At 69.8% G+C, this 20,235-nt stretch carries 18 protein-coding genes; 9 read left to right on the top strand and 9 right to left on the bottom strand.

Annotated elements, in window-relative coordinates; translation table 11 throughout:
* Positions 1-435: 435 nt before the first annotated feature.
* Positions 436-1,275 (top strand): HAD family hydrolase, encoded by an 840-nt coding sequence (locus ACIGXX_RS15230; protein WP_399975839.1) that lies wholly within the window; start codon positions 436-438, stop codon positions 1,273-1,275.
* A 349-nt stretch (positions 1,276-1,624) separates the two neighbouring features.
* Here the strand turns inward: ACIGXX_RS15230 and ACIGXX_RS15225 are convergent, their stop codons facing one another.
* Complete coding sequence (locus ACIGXX_RS15225) at positions 1,625-2,440, bottom strand: oxidoreductase (RefSeq protein WP_399975836.1); 816 nt, start codon at positions 2,438-2,440, stop codon at positions 1,625-1,627.
* A gap of 101 nt (positions 2,441-2,541) precedes the next feature.
* Between ACIGXX_RS15225 and ACIGXX_RS15220 the strand changes: the two genes are divergently transcribed.
* A complete protein-coding gene (locus tag ACIGXX_RS15220; protein WP_351166904.1) occupies positions 2,542-3,522 on the top strand; it encodes an ATP-binding protein in 981 nt (326 codons plus the stop codon).
* Here ACIGXX_RS15220 and ACIGXX_RS15215 read toward each other — a convergent pair.
* Positions 3,512-4,792: a hypothetical protein gene (locus tag ACIGXX_RS15215; protein WP_361467725.1), complete on the bottom strand. Its 1,281-nt coding sequence runs from the start codon at positions 4,790-4,792 to the stop codon at positions 3,512-3,514. The genes ACIGXX_RS15220 and ACIGXX_RS15215 overlap by 11 nt on opposite strands.
* A gap of 345 nt (positions 4,793-5,137) precedes the next feature.
* Between ACIGXX_RS15215 and ACIGXX_RS15210 the strand changes: the two genes are divergently transcribed.
* From ACIGXX_RS15210 to ACIGXX_RS15185, 6 genes are all read left to right on the top strand, one after another.
* On the top strand, positions 5,138-7,501 hold the full coding sequence (locus tag ACIGXX_RS15210) for a bifunctional SulP family inorganic anion transporter/carbonic anhydrase (protein ID WP_399975832.1): 2,364 nt from the start codon (positions 5,138-5,140) through the stop codon (positions 7,499-7,501).
* A 49-nt stretch (positions 7,502-7,550) separates the two neighbouring features.
* Positions 7,551-9,554: an acetate--CoA ligase gene (gene acs, locus ACIGXX_RS15205; protein WP_351166909.1), complete on the top strand. Its 2,004-nt coding sequence runs from the start codon at positions 7,551-7,553 to the stop codon at positions 9,552-9,554.
* A gap of 200 nt (positions 9,555-9,754) precedes the next feature.
* Complete coding sequence (nhaA, locus tag ACIGXX_RS15200) at positions 9,755-11,155, top strand: Na+/H+ antiporter NhaA (RefSeq protein ID WP_399975827.1); 1,401 nt, start codon at positions 9,755-9,757, stop codon at positions 11,153-11,155.
* A gap of 98 nt (positions 11,156-11,253) precedes the next feature.
* Entirely contained in the window at positions 11,254-11,760 is a 507-nt protein-coding gene (locus tag ACIGXX_RS15195; protein ID WP_351166913.1) for a phage holin family protein, read from the top strand.
* The gene (locus ACIGXX_RS15190; RefSeq protein WP_399975822.1) at positions 11,757-12,704 is read left to right on the top strand and encodes an alpha/beta fold hydrolase; all 948 of its coding nucleotides are present in this window, start codon (positions 11,757-11,759) and stop codon (positions 12,702-12,704) included. The genes ACIGXX_RS15195 and ACIGXX_RS15190 overlap by 4 nt, the downstream gene beginning before the upstream one ends.
* 183 nt (positions 12,705-12,887) lie before the next feature.
* A complete protein-coding gene (locus ACIGXX_RS15185) occupies positions 12,888-13,076 on the top strand; it encodes a hypothetical protein (RefSeq protein ID WP_351166917.1) in 189 nt (62 codons plus the stop codon).
* Between the two features lie 27 nt (positions 13,077-13,103).
* Here ACIGXX_RS15185 and ACIGXX_RS15180 read toward each other — a convergent pair whose 3' ends face one another.
* From ACIGXX_RS15180 to nth, 3 genes are all read right to left on the bottom strand, one after another.
* A complete protein-coding gene (locus tag ACIGXX_RS15180; RefSeq protein WP_351166919.1) occupies positions 13,104-14,306 on the bottom strand; it encodes a MarP family serine protease in 1,203 nt (400 codons plus the stop codon).
* A gap of 49 nt (positions 14,307-14,355) precedes the next feature.
* Positions 14,356-15,147, bottom strand: a complete 792-nt coding sequence (locus ACIGXX_RS15175) for a CoA pyrophosphatase (RefSeq protein ID WP_361467734.1) — start codon at positions 15,145-15,147, stop codon at positions 14,356-14,358.
* Between the two features lie 106 nt (positions 15,148-15,253).
* Positions 15,254-16,324 carry an endonuclease III gene (nth, locus tag ACIGXX_RS15170; RefSeq protein ID WP_399975817.1) on the bottom strand — a complete coding sequence of 357 codons (1,071 nt, stop codon included), beginning with the start codon at positions 16,322-16,324 and terminating at the stop codon, positions 15,254-15,256.
* Between the two features lie 212 nt (positions 16,325-16,536).
* Here nth and ACIGXX_RS15165 point away from each other — a divergent pair, with 212 nt between their 5' ends.
* Complete coding sequence (locus ACIGXX_RS15165) at positions 16,537-17,211, top strand: Crp/Fnr family transcriptional regulator (protein WP_016642758.1); 675 nt, start codon at positions 16,537-16,539, stop codon at positions 17,209-17,211.
* Positions 17,212-17,628: 417 nt separating this feature from the next.
* Here ACIGXX_RS15165 and ACIGXX_RS15160 read toward each other — a convergent pair whose 3' ends face one another.
* The 4 genes from ACIGXX_RS15160 to ACIGXX_RS15145 form a co-directional block, all read right to left on the bottom strand.
* Entirely contained in the window at positions 17,629-18,459 is an 831-nt protein-coding gene (locus ACIGXX_RS15160; protein ID WP_351166925.1) for an MBL fold metallo-hydrolase, read from the bottom strand.
* An 88-nt stretch (positions 18,460-18,547) separates the two neighbouring features.
* The gene (locus ACIGXX_RS15155; protein WP_361467740.1) at positions 18,548-19,414 is read right to left on the bottom strand and encodes an NUDIX hydrolase; all 867 of its coding nucleotides are present in this window, start codon (positions 19,412-19,414) and stop codon (positions 18,548-18,550) included.
* Between the two features lie 130 nt (positions 19,415-19,544).
* Positions 19,545-20,015 carry a RidA family protein gene (locus ACIGXX_RS15150; RefSeq protein ID WP_351166929.1) on the bottom strand — a complete coding sequence of 157 codons (471 nt, stop codon included), beginning with the start codon at positions 20,013-20,015 and terminating at the stop codon, positions 19,545-19,547.
* On the bottom strand, positions 20,012-20,173 hold the full coding sequence (locus ACIGXX_RS15145; RefSeq protein WP_003975360.1) for a DUF4177 domain-containing protein: 162 nt from the start codon (positions 20,171-20,173) through the stop codon (positions 20,012-20,014). The genes ACIGXX_RS15150 and ACIGXX_RS15145 overlap by 4 nt, the downstream gene beginning before the upstream one ends.
* Positions 20,174-20,235: the final 62 nt, after the last annotated feature.

The following is a 20,235-nucleotide window of genomic DNA, read 5'->3' as shown; positions in this document are numbered from 1 at the left end:
CTTCGCGTGCAGAACGAGCGGAATCAGCGTGCAGCGATCGCGGATAACGTGTGGATCTTGGTCAATAACTGTGGACAAGGCGGGGGCTGTGAATATCCCCATCACCCATACCGGTGACATCTCGAAGACTTCCACAGAGCAGCCTGACGACTACACACAGTGACGAATCTTGGGCATGCAAAAAGATCGCCACAACGGCTGCCAGCAGCCGCCAGGCGATCAGATAAGGGTCGGAAGAGGCCCGGAAAACCCATCCGGACATGCGACGACCCCCGCCGGGGGGGAGAGCGGGGGTCGTCCCCACGGTCCGACTCGGGGGGGGAGGAGCCAGACCGGGTTAGCACGGTCGCGAACGATCCGTGACTTCCATGGTGTACCCGAGAGCCTTCTCAGGCAAACCCACGCGCCTCACCTTACGCCGAATGGTGGGCGCCTATGCTCGGGCTCGTGGAAAACCACTCCTTGCCCCGGACAGCCGCCTTCTTTGACCTGGACAAGACGGTCATTGCGAAGTCGAGCACTCTCACCTTCAGCAAGTCGTTCTACCAAGGCGGCCTGATCAACCGCAGGGCGGTACTGCGAACTGCATATGCACAGTTCGTCTTCCTCGCAGGCGGAGCCGACCACGACCAGATGGAGCGGATGCGCGAGTACCTGTCCGCGCTCTGCCGCGGATGGAACGTGCAGCAGGTCAAGGAAATCGTCGCCGAGACGCTGCACGACCTGATCGACCCGATCATCTACGACGAGGCCGCGTCCCTCATCGAGGAGCACCACACCGCGGGGCGGGACGTCGTCATCGTCTCCACCTCGGGCGCCGAGGTGGTCGAGCCGATCGGCGAACTCCTGGGGGCCGACCGCGTGGTGGCGACCCGGATGGTGGTCGGCGACGACGGCTGCTTCACCGGCGAGGTGGAGTACTACGCCTACGGCCCCACCAAGGCGGCGGCGATCATAGAACTCGCGGAGTCCGAGGGGTACGACCTCGATCGCTGTCACGCCTACAGCGACTCGGCGACCGATCTCCCGATGCTCGAGTCCGTGGGGCATCCGCACGCGGTCAACCCCGATCGCGCACTGCGCCGCGAGGCTCTCGCGCGCGGGTGGCCGATTCTCGACTTCCACCGACCCGTCCGGCTCAAGGAGCGGCGCCAGAAGCCGTCCCGGCCCGCGGTCGTCGCGGTGGCGGCCGTGAGCGCCGCGGCGGCCACGGCGGGGCTCGTGTGGTTCGTGAGTCGGCGCCGGACCTCAAGCGCCCGATTCACCCTTGTTTGAACCTAAAAGTAAAGAAGTAGTGCCAGGACTTCCGCTTACCCCAGGACAGGAGTACAAAGGAGTCAACGGCCCGCGAGACCAAGGACATCCGAGAGGATTACCTTTAAACGCAACCAAGGCCCCACGGACCGAGCATGAACACCGAGCACCCACGCGACGTCGACCCGTCGATTACGGGCCAGCCGCACCAGGTGACGGGCAAAGTTCCCGACCTGATGGGCAAACTTTCGAGGACGCTTGGTAACACGGTGAACATGCCAGCGGCGGTACGAGTTCTCGTACCGCCGCAACCCTGTTCAGGGCCCTTTCCGTAAGCGTCCGCAGGCACCCGTAAGCGCCCGCAAGGCCCTCAGGCCGCGCCGCGCTGCATCGCCTCGCAGACCGCCGTCGACTCCCTGGCCCCCAGTTCGACCGCGCGCCCGCAGTGGGCGATCCAGGCCGCCATTCCTTCCGGCGTCCCGGACGCGTAGCCGTCGAGCGCCGCCACGTAGGCCGCCCGCCCTTGCTCCGCGTGCCCCGCCTCGGCCGGGCACACCGACTTCGGGTCGAGGCCGCTGCCCACCAGGACGATGCGCTCGGCCGCCCGCGCGACCAGGCCGTTGTGCGAGCCGAAGGGGCGCAGGCTGAGCAGCTCGCCGTGCACCACGGCCGCCGTCACCAGGGCCGGCGCGGAGCCGCCCGCGATGATCAGCTGCGAGAGTCCCTCCAGGCGGCCCGCCACCTCGTCGGAGTCCGGCACGTCCAGTTCGACCAGCGGCTCGTCGACCGGCTCGCCCGCCAGCCGCGGACGCCCCGCCGCCTCGTCGTTCTCCGCCGCGGCGACCAGGTGGAGGCGCGCGAGGACCCGGAGCGGCGACTGCCGCCAGATGGACAGGAGTTGGCCGGCCTCCGCGGTCAGCCGCAGAGCCGCGCCGACCGTTCGGGCATCACCCTCGACACTGAAGTCACTGCGTCGGCGCACCTCTTCGAGTGCCCAGTCGGCACCGGAGAGCGCCGCCGAGCCCCGCGCGCCGCGCAGCGCCGCCTCGGAGGTGATCTCGTTGCTGCGGCGCCGCATGATCCGGTGGCCGTAGACCCGGTCCACGGCCTTGCGCACGGAGTCCACGGAGTCGGCCACGCCGGGCAGTGCACCCAGGGCCGCGAGCGGATCGGCTGTCGTACTCATGAGTACGACCCTACGCACCCCTGGCGCTCCCCCCACGAAGGAGTGGTCTTCTTCACGCCGCATCGATACGGCAGGTAATCGTCCGGCTACCCTTGGTGAACATGAAGATCGCTTTCGTAGGGAAGGGCGGCAGCGGCAAGACCACGCTGTCCTCGCTCTTCATCCGACACCTCGCCGCCACCGGAGCACCGGTCCTCGCGGTGGACGCCGACATCAACCAGCACCTGGGCCCCGCCCTCGGGCTCGACGAGGCGGACGCCGCCGAGCTGCCCGCCATGGGCGCGCGCCTGCCCCTCATCAAGGACTATCTGCGGGGCTCCAATCCGCGGATCGCCTCCGCCGACACAATGATCAAGACGACGCCGCCCGGCGAGGGTTCGCGAATCCTGCGGGTGCGCGAGGACAACCCCGTGTACGACGCCTGCGCGCGGCCGGTGGAACTCGACGACGCAGCGGTGCGTTTGATGGTCACAGGGCCGTTCACCGAAGCCGACCTCGGTGTCGCCTGCTACCACTCCAAGACGGGGGCGGTGGAGCTGCTCCTGAACCACCTGGTCGACGGTCGCGACGAGTACGCGGTCGTCGACATGACCGCCGGTTCGGACTCCTTCGCGTCCGGCATGTTCACCCGCTTCGACATGACGTTCCTGGTGGCCGAGCCGACCAGGAAGGGGGTCTCCGTCTATCGCCAGTACAAGGAATACGCACGGGACTTCGGCATCGACCTCAAGGTCGTCGGCAACAAGGTGCAGGGCCAGGACGACATCGACTTCCTGCGCGAGCAGGTGGGCGACGACCTCCTGGTGACGGTCGGGCACTCGGACTGGGTGCGTGCCATGGAGAAGGGCCGCCCGCCCCGGTTCGAGTTCCTCGAGGACGACAACCGCCGCTCCCTGCAAGCACTTCAGAGCGCCGTCGACACCTCGTACGAGCGCAGGGACTGGGACCGCTACACCCGCCAGATGGTCCACTTCCACCTGAAGAACGCGCAGAGCTGGGGCAACGAACGGACGGGTGCCGACCTGGCTGCCCAGGTCGACCCCGACTTCGTCCTCAGTGAGCGAGCCGTCGCTACGGCTTGACCGCCGGGGCGCCCGGGACGCCCTTCGGGGCCGGTGCGGGCTGGGCGGAGAGGAACGACGCCCAGCCCTCCTTCGGCGCCTTGCCGACCGGGAGTTTGGTCAGGCGCTCCACGGTCTGCGGGTCCTGGGCATCGAGCCAGTCGGCGAGTTGCCGGAAGGAGACGCACCGCACGTCGCGCTTGGTGCAGACCGACTCGATCGTCTCCTCGATGGCGCGCATGTAGGTGCCGCCGTTCCAGGACTCGAAGTGGTTGCCGATGATCAGCGGGGCGCGGTTGCCCTTGTAGGCACGGTCGAAGCCCTGGAGCAGGCCGTCACGCATCTGGTCGCCCCAGTACTCGTGCTTGCTCGGGTCGCCCTGGGACGTCGTGCCCGACTGGTTCACCATGAAGTTGTAGTCCATGGTGAGCGTCTCGAACTTGCGGCCCGGGACCGGGACCAGCTGCATCGACAGGTCCCAGAGGCCTTCCTTCTTCTTGGGCCAGATCTGGTTGTTGACGCCGCTGGTGTCGTAGCGGAAGCCCAGTTCGCGTGCCGCCCGCATGAAGTTCTTCTGGCCTTCGAGGCAGGGCGTGCGGGCGCCGATGAGTTCCTTGTCGTAGTCGAAGGGCAGCGGCTGCGCCTTCTTCATGCCCGTGTTCGTCTTCCAGGCCTTCACGAAGGACTTGGCCTGGTTGATCTCGCTCTTCCAGTCGGCGACCGTCCACTCGCCCACGCCGCGGCCGGGGCCGCAGAAGTGGCCGTTGAAGTGGGTGCCGACCTCGTTGCCCTCCAGCCAGGCGCCGCGGAGCTGCTCCACGGTGTCCTTGATTCCCTTGCGGTCGTTGAAGCCGATGTCCGAGCTGCCGGCCAGGTGCTGCGGCGGTTCGTAGAGCTTCCGCTTCGCCTCGGGGAGCATGTACACGCCGCTGAGGAAGTACGTCATCGTGGCGTTGTTGCGCTTGGCGACCTTGCGGAAGTGCGAGAAGAGCCGCTGGCTGTCCTCGCCCGCGCCGTCCCAGGAGAAGACCACGAACTGGGGTGGCTTCTGGCCGGGTCTCAGTCGTGCGGGCTCGGGCAGGTGCGGTTGCCTGCCGGTGAAGGCGGTGGAGCCGTCACCGATCATGCGGACCGCGCTCTTGGGGGCCGGGGCGGGGGACGCCTTCTTGGCGCCGTGCGCGCCCTCCTTGGCGCCGGTGTCCCCACTCGCGCAACCGGCCAGTACCGCGACGCATGCCACGAGGGCGGTGATGCCCGCGGCGATCCGCTGGATCCTCTGGGTGGCGGCCATCTTCCGCCCACCTTCTTCCTTCAAGTCGGCTTCGAGTCGGCTTCGGGATGGCACTACGGGGCAATTGCCCGGAATGCCCGACAGCGCCGCCAACGTCGCACGGGGGCATGAATCAGAGGTTCCGACAAGCCGATGAATAGCCTTATTCACCCTTGAGGGTGATCTAGTGCCCCATTTGCCCCGCTTGTCTATCCAATGCCTTTACTCTCCATTACGATTCGTTTACCGAGAGTTGAGATATCCCGCCGCTGCAACGCCGTGACCCACGGCCGCGACCCGCCCTCCGGAGACCACCGGAGGACCCCTTGTCCCGCGACCGCGCTGCCCCGGAGGAGACGGGAAACCATGTCTGCCTGCGTCCCCACCCATGCCACCGACTCGGACCACGCCTCACGCGCGCACGAGCCCCACGGGCCGCCGCCCGGCAAGTTCCGCAAGTTCCGTAGATTCCGCATCGCCGGCGCCGACGTATCCGCGTCGATCGCCGTCTTCCTGATCGCCCTGCCGCTGTCCCTCGGCATCGCGCTCGCCACCGGGGCACCGCTCCAGGCGGGCCTCGTCGCCGCCGCCGTCGGCGGTCTGGTCGCCGGATGGCTCGGGGGCTCGCCGCTACAGGTCAGCGGCCCCGCCGCGGGGCTCACGGTCGTCACCGCCGACCTCATCCACCAGTACGGCTGGCGGACCACCTGCGCCATCACCGTCCTCGCCGGGATCTCCCAACTCGGCCTCGGCTGCCTGCGCGTGGCCCGCTCCGCGCTCGCCGTCAGCCCGGCCGTCGTGCACGGCATGCTGGCCGGCATCGGCGTCGCCATCGCCGTGGCCCAGCTGCACATCGTGCTCGGCGGCACCCCGCAGAGCGCCGTGCTCGACAACCTCCGGGCGCTGCCCGCCCAGTTGGCCGACGTCCATCCCGCCGCGCTGGCGATCAGCGTGCTGACCCTGGCGCTGCTGCTGCTCTGGCCGCGGATTCCCGGCCGCGCCGGGAAGGCCGCCCGCGTCGTGCCCGCCCCCCTCGTCTCCGTGGCCGTGGCCACGGCCGTCGCCGCGCTCGCCGGGATGAGCGTGGCCAAGGTCGACCTGCCGTCGTGGCGCAGTCACGCGCTGGTGGGCCTGCCCGAAGGACCCGTGCTCGGGCTCGTCGCCGCCGTCCTGACGGTCACGCTCGTCTGCAGCGTCCAGTCGCTGCTCGGCGCCGTCGCCGTGGACAAGCTCGCCTCCGGGCGGCGCGATCCGCTCACCGGCGGCGGCCGCTCCGACCTGAACCGCGAGCTGCTGGGCCAGGGCGCGGCCAACGCCGTCTCCGGGGCGCTCGGCGGGCTCCCCGTCGCGGGGGTCGCGGTGCGCAGCGTGGCCAATGTGCGGGCCGGTGCCGTCAGCCGGAACTCCACGATGCTGCACGGCGTTTGGGTAGTAGTAGCCGCCCTACTGATGGTCCCCCTGCTCGAGCTGATCCCGCTCGCCGCGCTCGCCGCCCTGGTGATGGCGGTCGGCATCCAGATGGTGAGCCTGAACCACATCCGCACCATCACCCGCCACCGCGAGATCCTCGTGTACACGACCACGACGCTCGGCGTCGTCTTCCTCGGTGTGCTCGAAGGTGTGGCCCTCGGCGTCGCCGTCGCCGTGGCCGTCGCGCTGCACCGCCTCGCCCGCACCCGCATCACCCACATCGAGGAGGACGGGGTCCACCACGTGCGCGTGCGTGGCCAGTTGACCTTCCTCGCCGTGCCGCGCCTGAGCCGGGCACTGCACCTCGCCCCCCAAGGGGCCCCCATCATCGTCGAGTTGGACGGGTCGTTCATGGACCACGCGGCGTACGAAGCGCTGCAGTGCTGGCAGGACGCGCACACCGCGCAGGGCGGCACCGTAGAGGTGACCGGGCGCGCGGGGACACGGATCGCCGAGCCCGCGAGCGCGTCACATTCCTGCTGCCGTCCCTGGACGGCCTGGCGCAACCACCACTGCGACCGCCCCCAGGAGGCCCCGCAGGGCGAGAGCCGGCCCAGCGGGCATCAACTGGCCAGCGGCATCAGCGCGTTCCAGCGCAACACCGCGCCGCACGTGCGGGGCGAGCTGGCCCGCCTCGCGCGTGAGGGGCAGCAGCCCTCGCAGCTCTTCCTGACCTGCGCCGACTCCCGGCTCGTCACCTCGATGATCACGTCGAGCGGCCCCGGCGACCTCTTCGTCGTACGCAATGTCGGCAATCTGGTGCCGCTGCCGGGCGCCGAGAGCGGGGACGACTCGGTGGCCGCCGCGATCGAGTACGCGGTGGACGTACTGAAGGTGCGGTCCATCACCGTCTGCGGGCATTCCGGGTGCGGGGCGATGCAGGCGCTGCTCACCACGCCGCCCGGAGGCGCCCAGACGCCCCTGAAGCGCTGGCTGCGGCACGGGATGCCGAGCCTCGAGCGGATGGCGGCGCACCAGAAGGAGGGGTGGGCGCGGCTCGCCGGGCGGGCGCCCGCCGACGCGGTCGAGCAGCTCTGCCTGACCAATGTGGTCCAGCAGTTGGAGCACCTGCGCGGCCACGAGGCCGTGGCGCGGCGGATGGCCGAGGGCGCGCTGGAACTGCACGGCATGTACTTCCATGTCGGCGAGGCGCAGGCGTATCTGCTGACCGAGAGTCCGGACGACGTGTTCGACCAGGTCACACCGTCACCGCACGAAGGATCACCGCGCGAGGAGCCACCCAGTCGAGTAAAGGTCTAAACCAATTTTCGGCAGGCTCTTGTCACCAGGGGTATACGTCTGATGAGCTGTGGCTTTGGACACAACGGACACCCTGGGAATGGGAGATGTCGTGAGCAACGAAAGCCTGGCCAACCTTCTTAAAGAAGAGCGAAGGTTCGCGCCGCCGGCCGACCTGGCGGCCAACGCCAACGTCACCGCGGAGGCGTATGAACAGGCCAAGGCTGACCGGCTCGGCTTCTGGGCCGAGCAGGCCCGCCGGCTGACCTGGTCCACCGAACCGACCGAGACGCTCGACTGGTCGAACCCGCCGTTCGCGAAGTGGTTCGCCGACGGCAAGCTCAACGTCGCCTACAACTGCGTGGACCGCCACGTGGAGGCCGGGAACGGCGACCGCGTGGCGATCCACTTCGAGGGTGAGCCCGGCGACAGCCGGGCCATCACCTATGCCGAGCTCAAGGACGAGGTCAGCCGGGCGGCCAACGCGCTGACCGAGCTGGGAGTTCGCCAGGGCGACCGCGTCGCCGTCTACCTGCCGATGATCCCCGAGGCCGTCGTGTCGATGCTGGCCTGTGCCCGCATCGGCGCCGCGCACTCCGTGGTCTTCGGCGGCTTCTCCGCCGACGCCATCGCCACCCGCGTGAAGGACGCCGACGCCAAGGTCGTCATCACCTCCGACGGCGGCTACCGCAGGGGCAAGCCCGCCGCCCTGAAGCCCGCGGTCGACGACGCCGTCTCGCGCGAGGGAAGCTCCGTCGAGCATGTCCTCGTCGTGCGCCGCACGGGCCAGGACGTGGCGTGGACCGAGGGCCGCGACGTGTGGTGGCACGAGCTCACCGAGCGCCAGTCCGCCGAGCACACGCCGGAGGCCTTCGACGCGGAGAACCCGCTCTTCATCCTCTACACGTCGGGCACGACGGGTAAGCCGAAGGGCATCCTGCACACCTCCGGCGGCTACCTCACGCAGGCCGCCTACACCCACCACGCCGTCTTCGACCTCAAGCCGGAGACCGACGTCTACTGGTGTACGGCCGACATCGGCTGGGTCACCGGGCACTCGTACATCACGTACGGCCCGCTGGCGAACGGCGCGACGCAGGTCATGTACGAGGGCACGCCCGACACCCCGCACCAGGGGCGCTTCTGGGAGATCGTCCAGAAGTACGGCGTGACCATCCTCTACACGGCGCCGACCGCCATTCGTACGTTCATGAAGTGGGGCGACGACATCCCCGCGAAGTTCGACCTCAGCAGCCTGCGGGTCCTCGGTTCGGTCGGTGAGCCGATCAACCCCGAGGCCTGGATGTGGTACCGCAAGAACATCGGCGCCGACAAGTGCCCCATCGTGGACACCTGGTGGCAGACCGAGACCGGCGCGATGATGATCTCGCCGCTGCCGGGCGTGACCGAGACCAAGCCGGGCAGCGCCCAGCGCGCACTGCCGGGCATCTCCGCGACCGTCGTCGACGACGAGGCGCGCGAAGTGCCGGACGGCGGGGGCGGCTACCTCGTCCTGACCGAGCCGTGGCCCTCGATGCTGCGCACCATCTGGGGCGACGACCAGCGTTTCCTCGACACCTACTGGTCGCGCTTCGAAGGCAAGTACTTCGCCGGTGACGGCGCCAAGAAGGACGAGGACGGCGACATCTGGCTGCTCGGCCGGGTGGACGACGTGATGCTCGTGTCCGGGCACAACATCTCCACCACCGAGGTCGAGTCGGCGCTCGTCTCGCACCCGTCGGTCGCCGAGGCGGCGGTCGTGGGCGCGGCGGACGAGACCACCGGGCAGGCCATCGTCGCGTTCGTGATCCTGCGGGGCACGGCGAACGCCGACGACGAGGGTCTCGTGGCGGACCTGCGCAATCACGTGGGCACGACGCTGGGACCGATCGCCAAGCCCAAGCGCATCCTTCCGGTGGCCGAGCTGCCGAAGACCCGCTCCGGGAAGATCATGCGGCGACTGCTGCGTGACGTCGCCGAGAACCGCGAGCTGGGTGACGTCACCACGCTGACGGACTCCTCGGTCATGGATCTCATCCAGACGAAGCTGCCGGCCGCGCCCAGCGAGGACTAGTCGGACGCGAGCCATAGAGGGGCATCCGGCACCGTGCCGGGTGCCCCTCTTGCGCATAAAGTGACGATCACCGGATAGGTCCGTTCGCACGTTAGGTACGCTAAGGATCGCGTCAACATCGCGACAAGAAGAACCTAGGTGCGCCGGGAAGTCTGGTCGGCAAGTGATTTGTCCTGCCTACCGACCGGAGGTCGACCCCCGTGGCCGCGCCCGCACCCAGCAACAACAACCGCAAGGTTCTCGGACGGCTCTCGCTGCCCGAGCGGAATTTCGTCGCGAACGCGCTGCGCACCGAGACCGTCGGCGGTGTCCTCCTCCTCGTCGCCGCCGTCACCGCACTGATCTGGGCGAACACCGCCGGCGGGTCGTACGAATCCGTGAGCGGCTTCCACCTGGGACCGAGCTCGCTGGGCCTCGACCTCTCCATCCAGCACTGGGCGGCCGACGGACTGCTCGCGGTCTTCTTCTTCGTCGCCGGCATCGAACTCAAGCGTGAGCTCGTCGCGGGCGATCTGCGCGACCCCAAGGCCGCCGCGCTGCCCGTCGTCGCCGCGCTCTGCGGCATGGCCGTACCCGCTCTCGTGTACGTCGTGGTCAACACCGTCGGCGGCGGTTCCCTGGACGGCTGGGCGGTGCCGACCGCCACCGACATCGCCTTCGCGCTCGCCGTCCTCGCGGTCATCGGCACCTCGCTGCCGTCCGCGCTGCGCGCCTTCCTGCTCACCCTGGCCGTCGTCGACGACCTCTTCGCGATCCTGATCATCGCGGTCTTCTTCACCAGCGACCTGAACTTCGCGGCGCTCGGCGGCGCGGTCCTCGGCCTCGCGGTCTTCTGGCTGCTGCTCCGCAAGGGTGTACGCGGCTGGTACATCTACGTTCCGCTGGCCCTGGTCATCTGGGGCCTGATGTACAACAGCGGAATCCACGCCACGATCGCCGGTGTCGCGATGGGCCTGATGCTGCGCTGCAGCCGCCGCGAGGACGAGGAGCACTCGCCGGGGGAGCACATCGAGCACCTGGTGCGGCCGCTCTCCGCGGGCCTCGCGGTTCCGCTGTTCGCCCTGTTCAGCGCCGGTGTCGCGGTGTCGGGCGGCGCGCTCGGGGACGTGTTCAGCCAGCCGGAGACGCTCGGTGTGGTGCTCGGTCTCGTGGTCGGCAAGGCGGTCGGCATCTTCGGCGGCACCTGGCTTGCGGCACGGTTCACCAGGGCCGAGCTCAACGACGAGCTCGCCTGGCCCGACGTGTTCGCGGTCGCCTCGCTCGCCGGCATCGGCTTCACCGTCTCGCTCCTGATCGGCGAACTCGCCTTCACCGAGAACCCGCTGCTGACCGACGAGATCAAGGCAGCCGTCCTGATGGGCTCTCTCATCGCGGCGGTACTCTCCGGGATCCTGCTCAAGGTGCGCAATGCCCGCTACCGCGCGCTGTACGACGCCGAGGAGCGCGACGACGACCTCGACGGCATCCCCGACGTGTACGAACAGGACAAGCCGGAGTACCACCTGCGGATGGCGGAGATCTACGAAAGGAAGGCGGCCGAGCACCGCAGGCTTGCCGAAGTGTCGGCCGGGGCACGCGCCGATGACGACGGTCCGGCATGATCTGAGCAGACTTGACTGCGCAGACTGAACTGGGCGGTCGTATCTGAACAGACGTATGTGAGCACGCTTACGCAGAATTACGGAGAAGGGGAGAAGCGATGAGCACACCCGACGGGCCCGTCGGCACCGAACGCAGCCTCGGCCAGCTGGTCTCCACGGCGACCAGCGAGATGTCCGCGCTGGTGCACGACGAGATCGCGCTGGCCAAGGCCCAGCTGCGGCAGGACGTCAAGCGGGGTGCGGTCGGCGGTGGCGCGTTCGCCGCGGCGGGGGCGGTGCTGATCTTCTCGCTGCCGATGCTGAGCTTCGCCCTGGCCTACGGCATCCGCACCTGGAGCGGCTGGAACATGGCCATCTGCTTCGTGCTCTCCTTCGCGGCGAACGTGCTGGTCGCCGGGGTGCTCGCGCTGATCGGCGTCGTCTTCGCGAAGAAGGCCAAGAAGGGCAAGGGGCCGCAGAAGGCCGCCGCTTCGGCCAAGCAGACGGCTGCCGTACTCCAGAACGTCAAGCCGCACCCCCGTTCGGTGAGCCCCGCGCCCGCCACCGGGGCCACCCTCGACCGTGTAAGTGAGAAGGCTGCGCCTGTGGCACGCTCGTCTTCATGACGGACCCTGCCACGCCCGCCCCCCATCCGGCCCAACCGACGTCACTCGTACGCATCGAAGGACCGTGGACCCACCGGGACGTCGCCGCCAACGGCGCCCGCTTCCACATCGCCGAGATGGGCGACGGGCCGCTCGTGCTGCTCCTGCACGGTTTTCCGCAGTTCTGGTGGACGTGGCGGCATCAGATGGTGGCGCTCGCCGACGCGGGGTTCCGTGCGGTCGCGATGGATCTGCGGGGCGTGGGCGGCAGCGACCGTACGCCCCGCGGTTACGACCCGGCGAACCTCGCGCTGGACATCACGGGCGTCGTGCGGTCGCTGGGCGAGCCGGACGCCGCGCTCGTCGGGCACGACCTGGGCGGGTACCTCGCGTGGACGGCGGCCGTGATGCGGCCCAAGCTGGTGCGCCGCCTCGCGGTCTCCTCGATGCCGCATCCGCGGCGCTGGCGCTCGGCGATGCTGTCGGACCGCAAGCAGACCGCCGCGAGCTCGTACGTGTGGGGTTTCCAGCGGCCGTGGCTGCCGGAGCGTCAACTCGTCGCGGACGAGGCCGCTCTGGTGGGGCGTCTGGTGCGGGACTGGTCGGGGCCGCGGCTTCCGGACGACGAGTCGGTGGAGGCCTACCGCCGTGCCATGACGATCCCGTCGACGGCGCACTGCGCGATCGAGCCGTACCGCTGGATGGTGCGGTCGATGGCCCGTCCGGACGGCATCCAGTTCAACCGGCGCATGAAGCGCCCCGTGCGGGTCCCCACGCTGCATCTGCACGGCTCCCTGGACCCGGTGATGCGTACGCGCAGCGCGGCCGGCTCCGGTGAGTACGTCGAAGCGCCGTACCGCTGGCGGCTGTTCGACGGTCTCGGGCACTTCCCGCACGAGGAGGACCCCGTCGCCTTCTCGACCGAGCTGGTGAACTGGCTGAAGGATCCCGAGCCCGACCGGTAGGCCGCGCGAGGCCCCGATTCCCTGATCCGGGTCGGCGTACCACCCGCCCCTGGAGTCAGGGGAACACCCGCCCCAGGGGTCAGGCGAACACCTGTCCTTCGAACGGCCAATTGCCTCCCGCATAGGCCAATTGGGGCCCGTGGGCGCGATTACCGACCTTGGGGCACGGGCACACGTCGGGGTATGGGCTGGACGCACGACTACAGTGACGCAGCACGCAACCGCCGCTCGGCCACAGCGCTGAACAGCCGTGAGAGGGGCGCTCCGCACGATCCGGGCCATGACGGCCCTGCTCAAGACATCGGCATTCCCCACATCCTGCGCCGCAGGGCCCGCTGGGTCTCGGCGCGGCTGAGGCACACGCGCGACTGATCCGCCTGCTCCCCGACTGCGCACCGGCTACAGCGCGCAGCCCTCGCTGTCGACCTCTTGGTTGGCGGTGCGGCCTGCCTCGATGTCCTTGCGGACCTCGTCGGCGGTGAGTGCGTAGCCGGTGTCCGGGTCGTCCAGGGACTTCGCGAAGACCACGCCGTAGACCTTGCCATCGGGCGTCAGCAGCGGGCCGCCGGAGTTGCCCTGACGGACGGTCGCGTAGAGCGAGTACACATCGCGGCGCACGGTGCCCCGGTGGTAGATGTCCGGGCCGTTGGCCGTGATGCGACCGCGCACGCGCGCGGGGCGGACGTCGTACGGACCGTTCTCCGGGAAGCCGGCGACGATCGCGTTGTCACCGCTGACCGCGTCCTTCGACGTGAACTGCAGCGCGGGCGCGTCCAGGGTCGGCACGTCCAGTACGGCGATGTCGCGCTCCCAGTCGTAGAGCACGACCTTCGCGTCGTACGTCCGGCCGTCTCCGCCTATCTGCACCGTCGGCTCGTCCACGCCGCCGACCACGTGCGCGTTGGTCATCACGCGGCGCTCGGAGAAGACGAAGCCGGTGCCTTCGAGGACCTTGCCGCAGCCGCGGGCCTCGCCCTGCACCTTCACGATGGAGCGCCTGGCCTTCGTGGCGACCGCGCTCTTGGCGAGCTTGGGGTCGGGGGCCTGGACCTCGGTGATGGGCTCGTTCGAGAACGGGCTGAAGACCTGCGGGAAGCCGTTGCGCGCGAGGACCGACGAGAAGTCGGCGAACCACGTGTCGGCCTGGTTGGGCAGCGTGCGCGAGACGCCGAGCAGGATCTTGGAGTTGCGTACTTCCTTGCCGACCGTCGGCAGCGTCGTACCCGCGAGGGCCGAGCCGATCAGCCAGGCGACGAGGAGCATCGCCACCACGTTCACCAGCGCGCCGCCCGTGGCGTCCAGGGCGCGGGCGGGCTGCCAAGTGATGTACCGCCGGAGCTTGTTGCCCAGGTGGGTGGTGAAGGCCTGGCCGATGGAGGCACAGACGATCACGATGACCACGGCGACGACGGCGGCCGTCGTGCTCACCGCTCCCTCGTCGTCCGTCAGGGCGCCCCAGATGACGGGCAGGAGGTACACCGCGACGAGTCCGCCGCCCAGGAAACCGATCACCGACAGGATGCCGACGACGAATCCCTGGCGGTAACCGACGACCGCGAACCATACGGCGGCGACCACCAGAAGGATGTCCAGCACGTTCACCGATTCAATCCTCGCCTCGCATCGCGGTCGCCACGTCCACGCAACCTTGTCATGCGCGCCAGTCGAGCGGCACCTGCTTGGTGCGGTCCCAGGGGCGCTCCCAGCCTGCGAAGTGCAGGATTCTGTCGATCACTCCAGCCGTAAAACCCCAGACCAGAGCGGATTCGACGAGGAAGGCCGGGCCTTGGTGGCCGCTCGGGTGGATCGTCGTCGCGCGGTTGCCCGGATCCGTGAGATCCGACACGGGGACGGTGAAGACCCGGGCCGTCTCGGCCGGATCGACGACGCCGACGGGGGTGGGCGTGCGCCACCAGCCGAGCACCGGGGTCACCACGAAGTCGCTCACCGGGATGAAGAGCTTGGGCAGCACGCCGAAGAGCTGGACTCCCCGGGGGTCGAGCCCGGTCTCCTCCTCGGCCTCGCGCAGGGCGGCGCGCAGGGGGCCTTCGGCAAGCGGATCGCCGTCCTCGGGGTCGAGGGAGCCGCCGGGGAAGGAGGGCTGTCCGGCGTGCGAGCGGAGGTTCCCGGAGCGCTCCATCAGGAGCAGCTCGGGGCCGCGGGCGCCCTCTCCGAAGAGGATCAGTACGGCGGACTGGCGTCCGGCGCCGCTCTCCGGGGGCAGGAAGCGGCTGAGCTGGGTCGGCCGGATGGTGAGCGCGGCGCGGGCGACGGGGTCCAGCCAGGCGGGGAGGCCCTCGGTGCTGAGGGGCACATGTCGCACGCGGCCGTTGGGGCTGTCTTGGCCGCCAAGGCCGCCAGTGCCGCTGAGGCTGCCAGTGCCGCCTGGCTCCTGGGCGCCGCTCCCACGGCCGCGCTCCTGGAAGCCGTTGCCATCGCTCATGTGCGTATCGCTCGTGTCGGTTGTCTCGCTCGTGTCGCTCGCGTGCGTCATCGGCACCCCCGTCCAACTGTGGACAACGCCTGCGGACCCTCGGTTGGTTCCTCGCTCATGCCGCGCCCAGCGGGGGCGCGGGCTTTCCCGGGTAGTCCGGCGGGGGCTTCAGGCGCTGGCCCGGCAGGCCGCCCATCTCGTACTTCAGGAGCTTCTTCGCCTTCTCCGGGTCGGTCTCGCCCTCTCCGTACGACGGGCAGAGGTCGGCGATCGGGCAGGCGCCGCAGGCGGGCTTGCGGGAGTGGCAGATGCGGCGGCCGTGGAAGATCACACGGTGCGAGAGCATCGTCCACTCGCTCTTCGGGAAGAGCTCGGCGATGGCGGCCTCGACCTTCACCGGGTCGGTCTCCTCGGTCCACTTCCAGCGGCGGACGAGCCGCCCGAAGTGGGTGTCCACGGTGATTCCCGGGACACCGAAGGCGTTCCCGAGCACGACGAACGCCGTCTTGCGGCCTACGCCGGGCAGTTTGACCAGGTCTTCTATGCGGCCGGGGACCTCGCCGCCGTGGTTGTCCCGCAGGGCGGTGGCGAGCCCCATGATCGACTTCGTCTTCGCCCGGAAGAACCCGGTCGGCCGGATCAACTCCTCGACCTCTTCGGGGTTGGCGGCGGCGAGGTCCTCCGGGGTCGGGTACGCGGCGAAGAGGCGCGGGGTCGTCTGATTCACCCGCAGGTCGGTGGTCTGCGCGGAGAGGACCGTGGCGACGAGCAGCTCGAAGGGGTTCTCGAAGTCCAACTCGGGGTGGGCGTACGAGTACACCTCCGCGAGCTCGCGGTTGATGCGGCGGGCCCGCCGGACGAGGGCGGTGTGGGACTCGGGCTTGGCTTTGGGGGCTTGGGTCGCCTTGGTCGCCTTGGTCGCCTTGGTGACCTTGGCGGCTTTGGTGGCCTTGGTGGCCGGGGCGGTCTTTTTTGCTGCCGCGGTCTTCTTGGCCGGGGTGGCCTTCTTGGCCGCGGAGGCCCTCTTGGCCGGGGTGGGTTTCGCCGCGCCGGCGGTGGCCTGATTCTGCTCCGAACGCTTGCTCACCGGTGGCACCCTTGTCCCTTTTGTCGCATTCTCTGGATCAGTGGAAGCCTGTTCGCCCACAGCGGAATCCGGGCGACCTGTAACCTTCCCAGTCCCCATGGCCTGTGCTCCCACCGGCTTTTTGGACACCCGGCCAGCCTAGAGCCCGACACTGACATCCGCCCTTGACCCCTTGGATCGGCCCCCAATTGGCCCCCTCCCGCACAGCATGGGACGCCAGTGCGGCAGACTTGTGACTGATCACACTGTTTGGACCGTCCGGCAAAATGGGGAGCACGGTCCCCTGATGCAGGTCGACAAGGAGAGAACTCGTGGACGACGTTCTGCGGCGCGCCCCGCTCTTCGCGGCGCTCGATGACGAGCAGGCCGCGGAGCTCCGCGCCTCCATGAGTGAGGTGACGCTCGCGCGCGGGGATGCGCTTTTCCATGAGGGCGACCCCGGAGACCGCCTTTATGTGGTCACCGAGGGCAAGGTGAAGCTTCACCGCACCTCACCCGACGGCCGCGAGAACATGCTCGCGGTGCTCGGCCCCGGCGAGCTCATCGGTGAGCTCTCGCTGTTCGACCCGGGCCCGCGTACGGCAACCGCCTCCGCGCTCACCGAGGTCAAGCTGCTCGGCCTCGGCCACGGCGACCTTCAGCCGTGGCTCAACGCACGGCCCGAGGTGGCCGCGGCGCTGCTGCGTGCCGTAGCCCGGCGCCTGCGCAAGACCAACGACCAGATGTCCGATCTGGTCTTCTCCGACGTGCCCGGGCGTGTGGCCCGCGCCCTTCTCGACCTGTCGCGCCGCTTCGGCGTGCAGTCCGAAGAGGGCATCCACGTCGTGCACGACCTCACGCAGGAAGAGCTGGCCCAGCTGGTCGGCGCCTCCCGCGAGACGGTCAACAAGGCACTGGCGGACTTCGCCGGGCGCGGGTGGCTCCGGCTGGAGGCTCGCGCGGTGATTCTGCTGGACGTGGAGCGGCTGGCCAAGCGGTCGCGCTGACGCGGTTTCGCTGACGCGGTTTCGCTGACGCTGTTTCGTACGCGGATGGGTCCCGCCTCGTTTTGGGGTGGGGCCCATCCGTGCTTCCGCACGAGCCTTTCCCACCCACCCACCCGATTGCCCCGCGGTGTGGGGTGGGGGGCCGCCCTGGGTGGGTGGGGCCTCTGGGTGGGTCCCCTGGGTGGGTCCCCTGGGTGGGGGGGGCCGCCCTGGGTGGGGGCCCCTGGGTGGGGGCCCCTGGGTGGGGGCCCCTGGGTGGGTGGGCCCCTGGGTGGGTGGGGCCCTGGGTGGGTGGAGCGAACTGCGGTGGGCGGGTTCGGCTCGGGTGGATGCGTGCCCGGGCGTACAGGGGATTGCCGACCGGTGGTGCGTCGTGCCCGCGCGTCAGGGGTTCGCGCCGTGGGTGGTTGGTTGCGGCTAGATCAAGCCGTGTTCTCGCAAGTAGTCCAGTTGCGCCCTTACCGACAGTTCCGCTGCCGGCCACAAGGAGCGGTCCACGTCCGCGTAGACGTGGGCGACCACCTCCGAAGGCGCCCCGTGCCCGTTCTCGACGGCCGTCTCGACCTGGGCCAGGCGGTTCGCGCGGTGGGCGAGGTAGAACTCGACCGCGCCCTGGGCGTCGTCCAGGACGGGGCCGTGGCCCGGCAGGACCGTGTGTACGCCGTCGTCGACCGTCAGGGACCGCAGGCGCCGCAGGGAGTCCAGATAGTCCCCCAGGCGGCCGTCAGGGTGCGCCACGACCGTCGTACCGCGGCCCAGGACCGTATCCCCCGTCAGGACCGCCTGATCGGCCGGGAGGTGGAAGCAGAGGGAGTCCGCGGTGTGGCCCGGTGTCGGGACCACGCGCAGCTCCAGGCCGCCCGTCGTGATCACATCACCCGCGCCCAGGCCCTCGTCGCCGAGCCGCAGCGCCGGATCCAGGGCCCGCACCTTGGTGCCGGTCAGCTCGGCGAAGCGGGCCGCGCCCTCCGCGTGGTCCGGGTGGCCGTGGGTGAGGAGGGTCAGCGCGACCCGTTGCCCGGCCTTCTCGGCGGTGGCGATGACGTGCTGGAGGTGTGCGTCGTCCAGGGGCCCCGGGTCGATGACGACCGCGAGCCCGGAGTCCGGCTCGGACACGATCCACGTGTTGGTCCCGTCCAGCGTCATCGCGGACGCGTTGGGGGCCAGTACGTTGACCGCGCGTGCGGTGGCGGGACCGCTGAGGACCCCGCCCCGGGGCTGTCCGGGGAGGGCGGCGGCTTCGGTCATGCGGGGGTGACTCCCGTCCGGTTCGTGGCAGGCGTGGCCTTGGCGGCAGGCGTGGCAGGGGTGGCAGGCGTGGCAGGCGTGGCCGGGGTCATGCGGAATCCCCCGTGGGGATGTGCTTGGTGAACTCGTCGTGGCCCGGCCAGGACAGCACCAACTCGCCCGCTTCGAAGCGCGCTTGGGCCAGGACCGGGGTCAGATCGCACTCCGGGGCCGCGGCCAGGGCGTCGGCCGCCGACCCGTAGGCGCTCAGTTGGCGCAGGGTCGCGATGGTCGGCGGCATCATCAGGAGGTCGCCCTTGTCGTACCCCGCCGTGGCCTCCCCCGGGGCGATCCACACCGTGCGGTCGGCCTCCGTGGAGGCGTTGCGGGTGCGCTGCCCCTCCGGGAGGGCCGCCACGAAGAAGAACGTGTCGTAGCGCTTCGGTTCGAACTCCGGAGTGATCCAGCGCGCCCAGGCGGCAAGGAGGTCACTACGGAGGACCAGGCCCCGGCGGTCGAGGAACTCCGCGAAGGAGAAGTCGCGGGCCACCAGGGCCTCGCGGTCGGCCTCCCAGTCGTCGCCCGTGGTGTCGCCGACGACGCTCGACGGGGTCGGCCCCGCGAGCAGTACGCCCGCTTCCTCGTACGTCTCGCGGACGGCGGCGCACACGATCGCCTGGGCGCCCGGCTCGTCCACTCCGAGGCGCTCCGCCCACGTCGCGCGGGACGGGCCCGCCCAGCGCACGAGGTGGTCGTCGTCGCGCGGGTCCACGCCACCGCCCGGATACGCGTACGCGCCTCCGGCGAAGGCCATGGAGGCGCGTCTGCGCAGCATGTGTACGGCGGGGCCCGTCACGGAGTCCCGGAGGAGCATGACCGTGGCCGCCCGGCGCGGAGTCGCGGGAGTCAGTTCGCCGCTGCTCAGCGCACGGATACGGTCGGGCCACTCCGGGGGGTACCACTGCCCATTAGCCATGGGCGGAGGCTATCCCCTAGTGGGCTGATGTTCGAGAGGCAACTATCGGGTGCCAGAAGGCAGCGATCACGCCGCGAGCAGCACTGTCCTGACAGCGGTTGCGTCGCGAGCAGGACCCCCCGGACAGCGACTACGCCTCGGTCAGTTCCACCTGGACCTCGACCTCGACCGGCGCGTCCAGCGGCAGGACTGCGACGCCCACGGCGCTGCGGGCGTGCACGCCCTTGTCGCCGAGCACCTCGCCGAGCAGCTCGCTCGTGCCGTTGATCACGGCGGGCTGGCCCGTGAAGTCCGGGGCCGACGCCACGAAGCCGACGACCTTCACGACGCGCGCGATGCGGTCCAGGTCACCGGCGATGGACTTCACCGCGGCCAGCGCGTTCAGCGCGCACGTGCGGGCCAGTTCCTTGGCCTCTTCGGGGGTCACCTCGGCGCCGACCTTGCCGGTCACCGGAAGCTTGCCCTCCACCATCGGGAGCTGGCCCGAGGTGTAGACGTAGACACCGGACTGGACCGCCGGCTGGTAGGCGGCGATCGGCGGCACGACCTCCGGCAGGGTCATGCCGAGCTCGGCCAGTTTGGCCTCGACGGCCCCGCTCATGCCTGCTTCTCCCGCTTCAGGTAGGCCACGAGCTGCTCAGGGTTGTTCGGCCCGGGCACGACCTGGACGAGCTCCCAGCCGTCCTCGCCCCAGGTGTCCAGAATCTGCTTCGTCGCGTGGACGAGCAGCGGCACGGTTGCGTATTCCCACTTGGTCATATGGCCGACTGTAGCCGTTGTGAGGCGCTGCTCACGGTGGCCTCCTGCTTAGCCCGGACCGC

This window comes from Streptomyces sp. NPDC055243 (assembly GCF_044544025.1).
Lineage (GTDB): Bacteria > Actinomycetota > Actinomycetes > Streptomycetales > Streptomycetaceae > Streptomyces.
The sequence above is the reverse complement of the archived record's forward strand: the minus strand, read 5'-3'. Positions and strand labels throughout refer to the sequence as shown.